This is a genomic window from Candidatus Bathyarchaeota archaeon A05DMB-5 (genome assembly GCA_019685655.1).
Classification (GTDB): Archaea; Thermoproteota; Bathyarchaeia; order Bathyarchaeales; family Bathycorpusculaceae; genus DSLH01.
This window is the reverse complement of sequence record JABFQP010000004.1, coordinates 14,684-27,635: the sequence shown is the minus strand read 5'-3', so window position 1 is coordinate 27,635 and position 12,952 is coordinate 14,684. Positions and strand designations below refer to the sequence as shown.

Below are 12,952 nucleotides of genomic sequence, written 5' to 3'. Positions count from 1 at the left end.
GTTTTTCACCACTTTGGCTTTTCTAAAAATTCTTTCTGGAACAACTGCGGATTGTTATAGTATTTGCTCAAGACTTTGTTGACGCTTCTGTAGTCGCGAATGTTATGCTCGACCATGTGCATGATTACGCGTTTGCGATATTCTAGTTCGTCTATTAATCGTTCCATTGGAATGTCCAGGCTTGCAGCCATCTTTTTCAGAAGGTAACTTTCGTTTAGTCTTTCGTTGAAAGTGTCCGAAGATGGGTTCCAGCTGAAAACTTCTTGGAAAGTGTTTGCGTCTTTTATTTCTGAAATGTTTATGAATTTTCTGCTTGAGAGACGTTTTCCAGATTCTAGGAAGACTGGTGTTCTAACGTGTTTTACGTTTATGACGCAGTTCATCAGCGGAATTATGGATGACGGAATGTTCATAGGCGGTTGCGTCAGCCTTTTGATTGAAGTGTCAACGTCCTCAGCGTGTAATGTGCATAAGCCACCGTGTCCAGTTGCAAGGGCTTGGAACAGCACGTAGGCTTCTTCTCCGCGGATTTCGCCTACAATAATCAAGTCTGGACGGTGTCTTACGGCTGATTTGATTAGGTCGTATAAGGTGATTTCGCCTTCGCCTTCAACACCGAAGCCTGAACGGGCAATGTTTGATGTCCAGTTTTCATGGGGCAGGTTTATCTCTGCAACTTCTTCTACTGAAATTATTTTGTGGTTTGGACGTATGAGACATGCAACTGCGTTTAGCGCTGTTGTTTTTCCAGCGCCCGTGGCGCCGATAATCATAACTGACATTTTGTTTTCCATCAGAAGCCATAGGTAAGCGGCTATGCTCTCGTTTATGGTTTCGTTCTCAATCAAGTCAATTATTGTGAATGGGTCTTTGCGGAACTTTCTTATGGTGAATGACGTGCCTGATGGTGTTGTTTCTTTTCCGAAAGAAATTGCTAAACGGTGTTTTTCTGGTAGTGTGACGTCAACTATTGGGAAGGCTATGCTTACGTGTTTTCCAGCTTTGTGGACTACACGCATCACGAAGTCGTCAAGTTCTTGTTCGTCTCGGAAAACTATGTTAGTTTTTATGTTCTCGTATTTTCTGTGCCACAAGAAAATTGGTTTGCTAACTCCTCCGCATCCGATGTCTTCCACGTACTCGTCATACATTAGTGGGTCTATTTTTCCATAGCCAACCACATCTCTTTCCAAATAATAGAGAAGCTTGCGCATCCCAACTGGGGATATTCCAGCAAATTGTTTCTGGTGATTTGAGAGGATTATTGGCATTTGTCGTCTGAAAGATTCGTTAAGTGTCTCTTCCGCCTCTGGAGCTTGAAGCTCATATTCTAGAATGTTTCTAAGCCTGAAATAGCCGTCTCGTTCTTCCCGTGTTAATGGAAGTTCGTCAAGAATGTAAAGGTATTCCAAAGTTTCCTCGTTTTGAACGATTGCAGCGTAAGAGAATGGCGGCTTAAGCGGGTAATATTCTGCTTCTATGTAGCCTTCTGGGATACTCCATTTTTTCACGTCTAAAAATTCTACTATTTCGCCTTCTTCTTTCATCATTTCTTGGAAGGATTCTTCTTTTTGAGATGCATTTTTACGTAGTTTAAGGTTAAACTTCATTTATACATCACCTTCGCTTTGGCTTGAAAGAAAGAGCTGCAAAATGCCATCGCTTATGCGGCATTCCAGATGAGCCGCGTCGTAGCCGCTCTTATAATAGCCTGTTGCTAACGCTTCTTTGGGAAGGGATACTTGAAGCTCGTTTCCTTCGGTGGGCGTGTTTCCAAACCCGCCTTCTAACCAAGTCTTAGCTGAGTCGTTGCGGAGTCGAAGCCAGTATTGTCTATCGCCTATTTTTGTTGGCATTTGAAGGAATGTTTCTGTTGTGGCGTTTGTTGTAGATGCTAGCGTTAATAGCTCTGTGCCTTTTGCTGCTACGTAACCCATTAGATTTTTGAGTTGTTTCACTTCTAATGGAGCGCGTAAAGCGTCACCGTATGCCATGAACGAGAAAATCAGCATGCTGCTGATTGCTATTAACGCAACGAACGTGTAAAGATAACTTGGAGTAATAGATGGCAAGTTTTACACCTCTGCTTTTTCAATTTTGACGTTGCAGATGACTATGTCCAAGTTTACAACGGCGCCTTCGGTGCTGCTGGAAATCGGAAGCCAAACAATGTTTGAATTTTCGTCTAAAGAGGCTTTTAATGCAAGAGAGGAGATTGACTCGTTAAACGTGTATTGGTTGGAGACTGTGGTGACGTTTATGGCGGTTATTTTCAAGTAGAATTTTTCTCTTAGTGTTAGCTCTTGTGAAAAGTTGAGGTTTATGATGTTTACGCGGATGAGGTTTGCTGGTTTTGCATTGCTTGTGTCGATGACTGCTGCTGTCGCTAATGGACGGTAACAAAGAATTATAGTTTGCGCGTTTTCTGTTTCTGTAACGTAAAGTTGAGTCATAATTGAAGAGCTTTGATTTATTACTGCCCTATTATCGCCTCTAATGTATAAACCAAGATAGTTTGATTCAGAAGGCTCAAGTTGGTAAGATGCTTTTCCAACAGAACTGTTAAACACTATGTCAGAGAAAGTTTGTTCATCAGTAAAGTTGAGAACAAGATTTTTAGATGCAGGCGCTGTCTTAAAAGCGCCTCCACAATCATCCATGTAGACCACTTCAGAAGCTCCGAAACCCCACGCAACTGAACGAACCGCGTTGTCTAAAGCTTGCATGTTTTGTTTAGCCACAAAAGCCTTAATCGAAGCCGCTCTTGAGCCTATTTTTACTACCGCGTAACTGTAGGTTGCAGAGATCACTGCCATTAACGAAACGAACAGTATCAGGTAGGTTACTGGCACAGCCAAGGCTCTTTTAGAATGTATGAGTCTTTTGAAATTACTGGTGTGCATTGATTTTTTACAGCCTCCTCTCTTGCATGTGCAATCAAAACCTTTTCATTCTGTAATAAGATAAGATAGTGTGCGTAGAACAAAACTACACATAAGTATGCAAAATCAATACTTCAAAATCTAATGCGTTATAATTAATGCCCTCTTTAGAGAAGGAACATAAAAACAGAGGGAAAAAAGAAAAGGGAGAAAGATGTTGCTGCTACTCGCTGGCTTCAACGTTTGCTTCTTTGTAGTATTGAGCGTTAGCAGTGAAAATGGTTACGCCTACTGTGACACCAATGTCGTTAACAGAAATGTGGTCTGGGTTAACTATGTAAACGATCATGCTCCAACCGGACTTCAAAATTAGGTCGTCAGTTGCTGGGGTAACATCGTAGTCGGTTGTACCAATTGTCACGCTTCCTGCTGTTATGTTCGTGGATGACGCATATGGTAGATCCTCGTTTATTGTGTTTTGTGTCTTATTGTAGTACACGGTAGTCCAAACACATTCTTGACCTCTGACAGCTATTTTGTCTATGACGACATCACGACCACCAGTGTTAATCACCAAGAACGCAGTTATTGCTTCGTCTGCGCCGTTGTGCCATGTGTGCAGTTTGAAGACTTGTAGGCTTTCTTCTTGTACTCTTGTGGTTGTCACGTTTATGGCGTAGAAAGTCACAACTGTTGCCAATAGCACTGAAACAACTAGAATAATCAATGTAGTCACTACTGTGCTCAATGCTTTTTTACTCTTTAAGAGTTTCATTTTTTTCTCTCCGTGCAGCAAAATCGCCTTTGTTAAAATATGTTAGTTTGTGCGTAGAACAGAGCTACACATAACTGTAGACGTGTACAACAACACGATAAGCAACATTCAAGCTGTGGAAAAGTTTAAACTTGTTTAAACAATTCAAACGGAAAACTTATCTTAAAAACCAGCATTGGTAGCGTTTCCAAAAGAAGGCGCAAAACATGAGAACCCTAGACGTTGCGGCAACCGCTTTAAATGCAGCGTTATACACAGCTTTTGGTTACCTCTTCTACTATATCCTACCGTTAACAGCTCCTGGACTTGGCTTAGTCAGATTTTGGCCGCAAGTAATAATTCCAGCAGCATTTGCTGCGCTTTTTGGTCCATGGGTCGGTGGTATAGGTGCTGCGATAGGCATATTCATAAATGACATGCTCATACATGGTAACCCAGTATTGAGTTTAATGGCTGGAGTTACATCGAACTTTGCGGGTTTCTTCATAATCGGTTATGTTGCAAAACGAAATGTAGAATGGAAGATACCAATGCTGATTTTTGGGATAATCAGCGCCTTATTAGCAGGAATTACCCAATTTATTCTGGTTCCCGAATTTTTCTCAGCAACCGAAGGGCTCATATTTTCAGGGATAATCTTAGGAACCTATGCAGTCCTGCTAATTGCTGTGTTGCTGAGTTCTAAATGGAGAAGCTACGAAGTAGGCTGCATGATTGGCTTGCTTGTAGGCAGTGCAATAATTGGAACAATGGTTCCCGTCTTCAGTCAAATGTTCGTCATGCCTGGAAAAACTGAACTAACACCATTAACGGTGTCAGCTGGCTTATGGTATCTCGTTTGGACCTTTTCAACTGAAATACCATTTCTCATAATTCTAGGACCGCCAATACTTGAAGCATGCCAGAGGGCATTTCCCAGCTTGAAACCTAACACAAAAGAGTAGATAATGGTGAAAAGTGCAGAAGCCTTCAGTCCTGCTGGAATTTCGAGTTTCTTTGAAATCTGCGACTGCGAAAAAAATGGTAATCCAATTTCAGATGTAGAGAAAATTGGGGCTCGCGGTGGCGGGTTTGGCATTCAGAAAGGCGTCACAACTTATGTTGATGTTTCAGAAGCAGAAAGAAACAACGTTCAAGTTTTCATTAATGAGAAAATTGCTCCAGAAGCAGAAACCACGAAGACTGTGGCAAAAGCGCTTTTGGACAAAGTTGACCACACCTACAATGTTGTTGTCAAGCATAAAGTGGAGATTCCAATCGGAGCGGGCTTCGGCTCAAGCGCTGCTGGAGCCTTAACCACTGCTTTAGCCCTTTCGAAGGCTTTGGGTTTAAACTTAACTTACAATCAGCTTGGCAGAATCGCGCATGTTGCTGAAGTTAAATGCAAAACTGGCTTGGGCACTGTTGGACCGTTGATGCTTGGCGGATGCATAATCACTCTAGAGCCTGGCGCGCCTGGAATCGCCGTTATAGACCGCATTCCAATATCCACGGATTACGTGGTTGTCGCTGGCATCTTCGGACCTATACCAACGAAGGAAGTTTTGTCTTCCCAAGAAAAACGTTTAGCTGTCAACAAATGGGGTAGAAAAACTTTGGAAAAAATTCTTGCTGAGCCTTCACTTGAAAACTTTTTGGCTTGTTGCCGCGAGTTTGCCGAAAAAACTGGTTTCGTGACAGAACGTGTAAGAACACTAATGAAGCTTGCAGACAAAGCAGACGCGATAGGCGCTGCACAAAACATGGTTGGCGAAGCAGTTCACGCATTAACAACATCAGAAAATGTTGATAGAGTAGTTCAAACTTTTAAGCAGGTTTTGCCAGAACAAAAGATTCTCGTATCCCAAGTTGACATTCAAGGCGCAAGACTATTGAGATGAAAACAGTTGCGAGAAAAGTTCAAAACCGTGGCTGTCGGCGGCACGTTTGACGAGTTTCACAAGGGACACCGAACTTTACTGACTAAGGCTTTTGAAGTTGGAGAACGCGTTCTGATTGGTTTATGCTCCGATAAGCTTGTTGAAAGCCTCAGCAAACCGCACATAACTGCTCCTTACGAGCAAAGACTTGAGGAATTGAAAAGGTTTTTGCGAGAAAGAGGTTTGTTGAGCAGAGCGGAGATTATGCCTTTGAATGACCCGTTTGGAGTAACGCTTTCTGAAGGATGTGTTGAGGCGTTGGTTGTGAGTCGTGAAACTGAACGTATGGCTGTGAAGATTAATGAGGAAAGAGAGAGACGCGGACTGGCGCCATTGCAAATTGTTGTTATAGACATGGTTCCTTCAGAAAATCACGCTCCGATTTCTACCACGCGAATTCGTCATGGAGAAATTGACCGCGAAGGACGCTTATTGAAAACAAAAGAAAACAGTTAAACTCTTTTCCAACAATATTTCTTTCAGAAGGACCCATATGCAGAGAACAGGCGTTGCTAAACTTCCACTTCATTACGGCAAAGCGCCCAGATGGCTTACTATTCGAATGCGTAAACTAGCCAAGGAAATTGTCACCATAATTGTCGCTGAGTATGGCACGGACGATTTTCTTAAACGCGTATCTGACCCCTTTTGGTTTCAAGCTTTAGGATGCGTTTTAGGCTATGATTGGCACTCCTCGGGTGTTACAACAGTCGTCACCGGAGTTCTAAAACACGCAGTCACACCTGAAGAACACGGCATTGCTGTTTGCGGCGGAAAAGGCAAAATTTCGAAACAGACGCCACTGGAAATTGAGAATGTAGGCGAAAAATTCGGCTTTTCAGACACGAAGATTGAGCGCATGCGTTATGCAAGCAGAATGAGCGCTAAAGTTGATAATACGGCTATTCAGGCGGGTTACCAGCTTTATCATCATGCGTTTATAGTTGCTGAAGATGGAAAATGGGCAGTCATCCAACAGGGAATGTGCCCTCAAGACCGCACTGCCAGACGCTACCATTGGCTTTCGGATAGTGTGAAAGACTTTGTTGTTGAACCTCACACCGCGATTGTTGGTGATGCCCGACGAGAAGTCGCATTAGACATGACCGCCAAAGAAAGTGAAGGCTGCAGAAAGGCTTCTGTGGACATAGCCTGTGAACCGCCTAAGAAGCTAATGCACCTAATAATGTCTGTTAGACCCGAAAGTCAGAAGTCGCTTCAAGAGTGGCTGCCAAAAACCGCAGACTCAGCATGGAAGGAATACTCAATTGACTTCTTATCCATGCCTAGAACCATAAACTGGAAATTCCTCCAGCAAGTTTACGACTTCCAACCGAAAAACTACGAAGAACTCTTAGGTTTCAGAGGTGTTGGACCAGCAACTGTTAGAGGTTTAGCATTAGTTGCAGAGTTGATTCATGGTGAGAAGCCAAGTTGGAAAGACCCGGTGAAGTATTCTTTTGCGTATGGAGGAAAGGATGGCGTGCCCTACCCAGTGGACCGCAGAGCCATGGACGAGTCGATTGGCATGCTTAAGCAGGCGATACAAGAAGCTAAGGGGGGAGAGAAAGAGAAAATGAGGTCTTTGCAAAGGCTCAGACGGTTCGTTCCAGACAACATAACCCATTAAGCAAGATTCTGCTGTATAGTTGGTTATTCTTCAACAGTTATTGCTTGTGTTGGGCATGAAGTTACGCATGCCATGCACGCTATGCAGTCGCTTTCTCGCACTGGAACTGACTTCTCGCTGTCTTGATATTCTGGCAGTTTTTTGAGTTCAAAAACATTCACTGGGCAAACTTCAGTACAAACGCCGTCGCCATTGCATTTATTCCAGTCAACTTTCACTTTGGGCATTTTACATCAACCTTGCCTTAAACTCTGATTCGTTTTATTTTTAATTCTTTCCATTTTCACAACTGAAAGAGTTTTCTGTCAAAGTTTGTTAGGAACTCGGTTTTTCGCTTTTTCACCAGAACCATCTCTTCAACGCGTAGATAATATTCGCCGGCATGCCAAAGTTTCGGCTCCAAAGCAATTACCATGCCTTCACGAAGAATTTCTGTGTAAGCTGGACTAAGCCATGGAGGCTCATGCACTTCAACGCCGATGTTGTGTCCAAGATTTTTCGTCGGCAAACGTGCACGCAAATAGTCTCCATATCCAAGCCTATCTAACATGCTTTCTAAAAATGGAAAGAGGTCACACACGCGCATGCTTCCATCATGCATTTTATCTACTGTTTCAATAACCGCTTGTTGCAACGCCTCATAACCTTTCTTAACTTCAGTGCCAACGCGCCCGAAGTAGAAGCTTCTTCCAAAGTCTGAGCAGTAACCTTCCATCACGAAGCCTATGTCAAAAGCGACAGAAGCGCCACGGGCTAGCCCTTTTTCTTTTGGATAAGTGAACGGGTTAGGCGAGATTTCAGAGCCAGATTTTACAAAACCCACTGTGGAAGGAAATGACACGTCGGAAGCTCCTAAGCTTTTTCCGCAAAACTCAACCTCAAGCTCTAATTGGCGCTGTGTGACGCCTTCTTTGATTTCTGGCACAATTGCTTCCATCACTTTGCCCGTGAGCTTAGCAACATTTCTTAGTTTTTCAATTTCTTCTTCCTCTTTAATCATTCTTAAACTGTGCATAAATTCTTCAGCCTTACAAAGTTCAGCATCTTTAGTGATTTTTGAAATTTCAGCTATTGTTGTTCCCCACACGTGGTCACCTAAGCCAATCTTCACTTTCTTCTTTAAGTCTAAGTCATACATCACTTCCTTGAGTAATTCTCCATAATTTTCTTCTCTTTTTAAAATGCGAACGTCTTTGACCCATGTTTTGGACGCTTGTTCAGCCACATCTTCAGCCAACGTTAAAATTGGTTCACCTGTTCGCGGCACGAAAATGTTGTTTGCTTCACTTCCCAAGTCTATTCCATGACGCCAATCAATTAAAAGCCCAGTTAAGTATTGGAAGTTTTGGCATGAGCCATAAATGACCAAGTCAACATTGTTTTCCGCCATTTTTTCTTGAAGTCCCGTAAGCCTTCTCTTAAAGTTCATTTTTTCTTAACTCTCCTCTTTACTTGGTTAACGCCTTATTCTGTGGATTGTTTAAAGTTGTTTCGTTGATGTTGGGGAAGTTTTAGGAATTGAAGTATGAAGACGCTGACTATCATGAAAACCACGCTGTAGGGGAATACAAACCATATTTCAGTTAGTTCTATGAAGCCGGCTGCTAAAGTTGGCGCAACTGAAGCTAGTAAGCCTTCTGTTAGGAAGTAAACGCTGTAGCTCATTCCTCTCTCTGTTTCGGGTGTCACATTTGCCACAATCGTGTTCATGGGCGACCAGATTGCGCTGCTGAAAAACGAGTAGAGAAGATAAGCGAGGACGATAAGGTAAAGCTCGAAAGCCACTGGCAACAGTATGAGCGAGAATGCGCTACAGAGAATAGTTAAACTAAGTGCCTTTTTCGCGCCAAGTCTCTCGCCTAAGTAGCCACCAATCAAAGAGCCAGCTATCCCAGCGAAAGGTCCTAAACTGAATATTAAGCTGGAAGTAGCATCAGGCAAGCCGCGGGTGTCCGTGAAGAACGTTGTCATGAATGTTGAGCTTCCCGTGGCTCCAATTTCTCTGACTCCTATAACCAACAATAAAATAATGAACTCGGCTGAAAAGATTAGAGAAAGCCGCGTGAATCTATGATTCTTTTTCTCGTAACTTTCTCTCTTGGCTGGTTTAGTTCTCAAATATGGAGATTTCAAGATTATGAATCCCCAAAGTAGAATCGGAACTGCCCAAAACAGGTAGGTTATCCGCCAACCAAATGTGGTTAAGAAAACTGCGAGCGTAATGAGCCCTGCTGCTGAGCCTAAACTTCCAAGAGCATTATGAAAGCCTACGTATCTACTAATCTTTTCGGGTTTTGCAAGTCGGCTAAGTTGGCTGAGTCCAGAGATGTGATATATGGGCGAAGAAATTTTCAGCAAAGACACGCCAACTATCAGCGTCCAGAAGTTACTTGTTTGACTTACGAGAAAAGTTGAAAGTCCCTCTATTAGCATGCTAACGGATAAAAGTTGGTTTGTGGTAAACTTGTCTGTTAAGAGCCCGGAGGGAAGGTTCATCAATAGTGTGAGGATGCTTGGAATTGTAGCGATTAGAGAAGCTTCAAGAAGGCTCAACTGAAATTCTCGTATAATCACTGGGATTAGGGCGACTTGCATAAGAAGATAGACTTCGATGAACATGTGCGTTATGCAGATAATCCACAGAGGTTTTTCCACGTCTTACTCGCCAAGCCATTGTTTGAGTTTCAAAAATAAACGCGATTAGAAATAAAAGCTTGACTTAGGCGTAGAGTTGCTGGCACGATGTGTTGCCTTCTTTTTTGAGTTTTTCTAAGCAAAACAGAAATAGTTTAAAATATTCTGTATTGAAAGGTGCACTCTTATGAATTCAAGAAATGGCAGATTGCCAAAAATTTCTGGAATAAGCGGCATAATCACGCCTATAGTTGCGTTTACGTTCATTTCACTCGCAATAACTTATTCTCCAAGTTTCGTTTGGACAGATAACGCGTTAAGCGATTTGGGCGTTCAAGAAGGTATTACGGCTCCACTATTCAATTATGGACTTATCATCAGCGGAATTCTCACTTTAATTTTTGCATGTGGATTATTCGTTTTACTGAGCAATAGGTTAATGGGAAAAATCGGTGCTTTCATCTTTGTTCTTGACGCTTTGGCTTTAACCTTAATAGGCGTGTTTCCAGAGAATATCACCCCAACACATTATCAAGTTTCTGTAGTATTCTTCGCGCTTTATCCAATTTCTATGTTTGTCATTGGCGCAAATTTCTTACTTGAGAAACAAACAAAGATGAACTTGTTCACTTTTCTGACAGCTGCAGTTGCAGCAGCAATATGGATAACATATTTCTCAACGCATTTTGTTTCGGGAGTCGCAATTCCAGAAACAGTTTCTGCGCTTGTAGCGTCAGCATGGGCAATAGTGCTTGGATACAAAATACTGAAAGAAACTGCCCGCCAAAGCTAATAATGTTACGACATGCAGAGTTCGTGAAAAGAAATGGCACGTAAAAGCAGCAACAAAAAAACCGGTGAAGAAGGGTCAAGTATTGAAGAATTAAGCAGAAAACTTGACTTGATAATGAAGAGGCTTGAAACTCTTGAAGCTTTCATAGTTAACAATCCAGAATATGCGGGTTTAGTTCCTTATCTTCGAATGAGCCGCTTAGGCGTAGGCTTGTATGGTGAACCTTTAGAAATTGCGAAACGATTGAAAACTGCAGAAAGATATATACGTAAAACGTGGATTGCCCAAGACGACATTTCAAGATGCATCATTCAAGCGCTTGCTTTACACAAAACGCTTAACGTGTCAGCAATAACACGTCAAGTCCAACGCATGCGTGGAAAAGCGTCTAGGCGAATCATCAGAAGTAGACTCAAGCGCTTGGAGAAGGAGGGCATAGTCAAACGTGTTAGCGGATATGGAAACGCTTACGAACTCGCAGAGTGACCGAGCCGCTGGTCACTTTTTCCCATAATATATAACAAGGATGACCAGACTCTCCATGTAAATTGGTGACACAAACATGTTCCAAACTTCCAAAAGCATCAGCGTAAACCGTATTCAAGTGGACGGGGGTGAAATCGAATGAGTGAAGAAAAAGAAAAGAGAAAAGAGAAAGAAGACGTTGAAGAACTGAGAGAAGTTCTAAGCGTTGTTTCAAAGGAAATTCCAAGCCTAATAAAAGGAATTGTTGCAAGCGTGTTCTCCGAAGAAGCTGGAAGAGACATGGGAAAAGCAGCTGCAGCGTTTTACAAAGAATTAAAAGAGGCAGGTATGCCCGAAGAGACAGCTGTCAAAATGACTGAAAACTATGTAGCTGTGTTCACAAGCCTTGGAGAAATACTGAAGAGATACGGGATGGGCGGAGAAAAGCATATGCTCATCAAGGTCAAAGACGAAGAAATAGGCGAGGAGATTTCAAGAAAAATAAAGGAAAAGTTGGCTGAAAAACGCAGGGAAAGAGAAGAAGAGGAAGAAGACGAAGATTAGAGTGAAAGGGGCTTGATTGTGAGAGAAGCAGACATGAAAGTAAGCAGCTTAGCCGTAAGTTTTCTCTACATGATTCGCCTCCTTATAAGCCTCTTCTTCCTGTGGCTTACGTTAGGCTGGAAGGTGCGCAAAGCAAGAAAAGCCTTTGAAAAACAGCTAATCCGCCAAGGAATGGCGAAAAAAGACGCCAAAAGATTAAGCGCTTTCTATTCAACGCTTAAAAACAACATTATGACTACAATGAAAGGTTCAATGTTCAGAAACCGCTAGTCTTAATGTCCGAGTAAATTTGGGAACAACAAAGCGAAGAAAACACGAGTTCGTATCCAAACTTTTCAGCCAGTCGTATTGCCTCTTCCGCGGGAAAAGCTATGGCGTCTACCCCAGCTTTTATTGCTAGAACATCCGTTTTCTCGCGGTGCGCACCTTTCGGTCTCATGCAACCCAGAACCAATGGCGTCTCTGGAAACATCAGCCTTGCAGTTAGTATGACCTTCGCGATGTCTGCGGGTTCTGGTGGGTTTACTTTTTCCATTTTTGTTCCATGTATTGGCATGAACGCGATTATGACTAGTGCGGAAGGCGCGTGTTTGGATATCATCTTTAAAGCGTGAAGTTCACCTTTCAGCTCTCCATAATGAAGCCCAACAATCACGTGAGGCACAAAGACAATGCCCGCATCATGTAACGCCTTTAAGGAATTTTCGTAATCCTCAACTGTCACGTTTAAGTTGTAGATTTCTCTTATTGTCTCATCAGAGCCAATTATGTCGATAAGGGCAGCATCCACTTTAGCATCTTTCAGTTTTTTAGCTGTATCAAAGTTTATTATGCCAGTGTGAACGAAAACTGTCATGTCTAATTCACGCTTAATCTTTCCAACAGCATCGACGAAATTCTCCAACGGCACAGAACCATCTGGCAAGCATCCTCCGCTTATTAAACAGCCTAAAGCACCTTCATTTTTGAGCTTAACGCATAATTCAAACAGTTTCTCAGGCGTGTTAGCTGGATACATAGTTTCTAAAACTATTCCGCCACAGTGTTTACATTTTAATGCACAGCCTTTTCCCGTCACGGAGATTGTTGAAAAATCTTTCGGCGAAGAACAGTAATAGCTTGTCTTGTAATACATGAAGCTTGGCGCGTAAAAATGAATTTTTCTAGATTTAAAAAAGAAGTTAGGCGTGTCTAACAGTTTCAAAAGTTCGCTCTTATTCATTTGCCAAACAGTTTCAGGTGAAAGTTGAGTCATTAATCTTCTTTTAAGAAACCCTTCGCTGTCTGCTT

16 protein-coding genes are annotated in these 12,952 nt (G+C 42.4%); 8 read left to right on the top strand and 8 right to left on the bottom strand.

The features are described from left to right. Window positions 1-5: 5 nt before the first annotated feature. The 4 genes from HM003_06010 to HM003_05995 form a co-directional block, all read right to left on the bottom strand. Window positions 6-1,610 (bottom strand): type II/IV secretion system ATPase subunit, encoded by a 1,605-nt coding sequence (locus HM003_06010; protein ID MBX5328891.1) that lies wholly within the window; start codon window positions 1,608-1,610, stop codon window positions 6-8. Next, the gene (locus HM003_06005) at window positions 1,611-2,072 is read right to left on the bottom strand and encodes a hypothetical protein (GenBank protein MBX5328890.1); all 462 of its coding nucleotides are present in this window, start codon (window positions 2,070-2,072) and stop codon (window positions 1,611-1,613) included. A 3-nt stretch (window positions 2,073-2,075) separates the two neighbouring features. Further along, window positions 2,076-2,903 (bottom strand): hypothetical protein, encoded by an 828-nt coding sequence (locus tag HM003_06000; GenBank protein MBX5328889.1) that lies wholly within the window; start codon window positions 2,901-2,903, stop codon window positions 2,076-2,078. Between the two features lie 202 nt (window positions 2,904-3,105). Next, the gene (locus HM003_05995; protein MBX5328888.1) at window positions 3,106-3,657 is read right to left on the bottom strand and encodes a hypothetical protein; all 552 of its coding nucleotides are present in this window, start codon (window positions 3,655-3,657) and stop codon (window positions 3,106-3,108) included. Between the two features lie 206 nt (window positions 3,658-3,863). Here HM003_05995 and HM003_05990 point away from each other — a divergent pair, with 206 nt between their 5' ends. From HM003_05990 to HM003_05975, 4 genes are read left to right on the top strand one after another with little or no spacing between them, the layout of a single operon-like run. Beyond that, complete coding sequence (locus HM003_05990) at window positions 3,864-4,601, top strand: hypothetical protein (protein ID MBX5328887.1); 738 nt, start codon at window positions 3,864-3,866, stop codon at window positions 4,599-4,601. Window positions 4,602-4,604: 3 nt separating this feature from the next. Then, complete coding sequence (locus HM003_05985; GenBank protein MBX5328886.1) at window positions 4,605-5,537, top strand: GHMP kinase; 933 nt, start codon at window positions 4,605-4,607, stop codon at window positions 5,535-5,537. A gap of 27 nt (window positions 5,538-5,564) precedes the next feature. Further along, on the top strand, window positions 5,565-6,032 hold the full coding sequence (locus HM003_05980) for a pantetheine-phosphate adenylyltransferase (protein MBX5328885.1): 468 nt from the start codon (window positions 5,565-5,567) through the stop codon (window positions 6,030-6,032). A 37-nt stretch (window positions 6,033-6,069) separates the two neighbouring features. Further along, the gene (locus HM003_05975; protein MBX5328884.1) at window positions 6,070-7,206 is read left to right on the top strand and encodes a DUF763 domain-containing protein; all 1,137 of its coding nucleotides are present in this window, start codon (window positions 6,070-6,072) and stop codon (window positions 7,204-7,206) included. 23 nt (window positions 7,207-7,229) lie between these two features. On the opposite strand, the gene HM003_05970 is transcribed toward HM003_05975, so the two are convergent. From HM003_05970 to HM003_05960, 3 genes are read right to left on the bottom strand one after another with little or no spacing between them, the layout of a single operon-like run. Beyond that, complete coding sequence (locus HM003_05970; protein MBX5328883.1) at window positions 7,230-7,433, bottom strand: ferredoxin family protein; 204 nt, start codon at window positions 7,431-7,433, stop codon at window positions 7,230-7,232. A gap of 56 nt (window positions 7,434-7,489) precedes the next feature. Further along, window positions 7,490-8,635 carry an aminopeptidase P family protein gene (locus HM003_05965; GenBank protein ID MBX5328882.1) on the bottom strand — a complete coding sequence of 382 codons (1,146 nt, stop codon included), beginning with the start codon at window positions 8,633-8,635 and terminating at the stop codon, window positions 7,490-7,492. Between the two features lie 35 nt (window positions 8,636-8,670). Continuing rightward, a complete protein-coding gene (locus HM003_05960) occupies window positions 8,671-9,861 on the bottom strand; it encodes an MFS transporter (protein MBX5328881.1) in 1,191 nt (396 codons plus the stop codon). A 166-nt stretch (window positions 9,862-10,027) separates the two neighbouring features. Between HM003_05960 and HM003_05955 the strand changes: the two genes are divergently transcribed. The 4 genes from HM003_05955 to HM003_05940 all read left to right on the top strand — a co-directional run bounded on the left by HM003_05955 (window position 10,028) and on the right by HM003_05940 (window position 11,932). Then, window positions 10,028-10,633: a DUF998 domain-containing protein gene (locus tag HM003_05955; protein ID MBX5328880.1), complete on the top strand. Its 606-nt coding sequence runs from the start codon at window positions 10,028-10,030 to the stop codon at window positions 10,631-10,633. Between the two features lie 33 nt (window positions 10,634-10,666). Next, window positions 10,667-11,119 (top strand): hypothetical protein, encoded by a 453-nt coding sequence (locus HM003_05950; protein MBX5328879.1) that lies wholly within the window; start codon window positions 10,667-10,669, stop codon window positions 11,117-11,119. Window positions 11,120-11,257: 138 nt separating this feature from the next. After that, window positions 11,258-11,662, top strand: coding sequence for a hypothetical protein (locus HM003_05945; protein ID MBX5328878.1), 405 nt, complete (start codon window positions 11,258-11,260; stop codon window positions 11,660-11,662). A 12-nt stretch (window positions 11,663-11,674) separates the two neighbouring features. Next, window positions 11,675-11,932: a hypothetical protein gene (locus tag HM003_05940; protein ID MBX5328877.1), complete on the top strand. Its 258-nt coding sequence runs from the start codon at window positions 11,675-11,677 to the stop codon at window positions 11,930-11,932. On the opposite strand, the gene HM003_05935 is transcribed toward HM003_05940, so the two are convergent. Continuing rightward, entirely contained in the window at window positions 11,919-12,917 is a 999-nt protein-coding gene (locus tag HM003_05935) for a radical SAM protein (protein ID MBX5328876.1), read from the bottom strand. The two genes, HM003_05940 and HM003_05935, sit on opposite strands and share 14 nt — an antisense overlap. Window positions 12,918-12,952: the final 35 nt, after the last annotated feature.

What these genes read in the sequence shown, in the direction of transcription:
- HM003_06010 (MBX5328891.1), bottom strand. Translation starts at nt 1,610, where the DNA reads ATGAAGTTTAACCTTAAACTACGTAAAAATGCATCTCAAAAAGAAGAA.
- HM003_06000 (MBX5328889.1), bottom strand. Translation starts at nt 2,903, where the DNA reads ATGCACACCAGTAATTTCAAAAGACTCATACATTCTAAAAGAGCCTTG.
- HM003_05995 (MBX5328888.1), bottom strand. Translation starts at nt 3,657, where the DNA reads ATGAAACTCTTAAAGAGTAAAAAAGCATTGAGCACAGTAGTGACTACA.
- HM003_05990 (MBX5328887.1), top strand. Translation starts at nt 3,864, where the DNA reads ATGAGAACCCTAGACGTTGCGGCAACCGCTTTAAATGCAGCGTTATAC.
- HM003_05985 (MBX5328886.1), top strand. Translation starts at nt 4,605, where the DNA reads ATGGTGAAAAGTGCAGAAGCCTTCAGTCCTGCTGGAATTTCGAGTTTC.
- HM003_05975 (MBX5328884.1), top strand. Translation starts at nt 6,070, where the DNA reads ATGCAGAGAACAGGCGTTGCTAAACTTCCACTTCATTACGGCAAAGCG.
- HM003_05970 (MBX5328883.1), bottom strand. Translation starts at nt 7,433, where the DNA reads ATGCCCAAAGTGAAAGTTGACTGGAATAAATGCAATGGCGACGGCGTT.
- HM003_05965 (MBX5328882.1), bottom strand. Translation starts at nt 8,635, where the DNA reads ATGAACTTTAAGAGAAGGCTTACGGGACTTCAAGAAAAAATGGCGGAA.
- HM003_05955 (MBX5328880.1), top strand. Translation starts at nt 10,028, where the DNA reads ATGAATTCAAGAAATGGCAGATTGCCAAAAATTTCTGGAATAAGCGGC.
- HM003_05950 (MBX5328879.1), top strand. Translation starts at nt 10,667, where the DNA reads ATGGCACGTAAAAGCAGCAACAAAAAAACCGGTGAAGAAGGGTCAAGT.
- HM003_05945 (MBX5328878.1), top strand. Translation starts at nt 11,258, where the DNA reads ATGAGTGAAGAAAAAGAAAAGAGAAAAGAGAAAGAAGACGTTGAAGAA.
- HM003_05935 (MBX5328876.1), bottom strand. Translation starts at nt 12,917, where the DNA reads ATGACTCAACTTTCACCTGAAACTGTTTGGCAAATGAATAAGAGCGAA.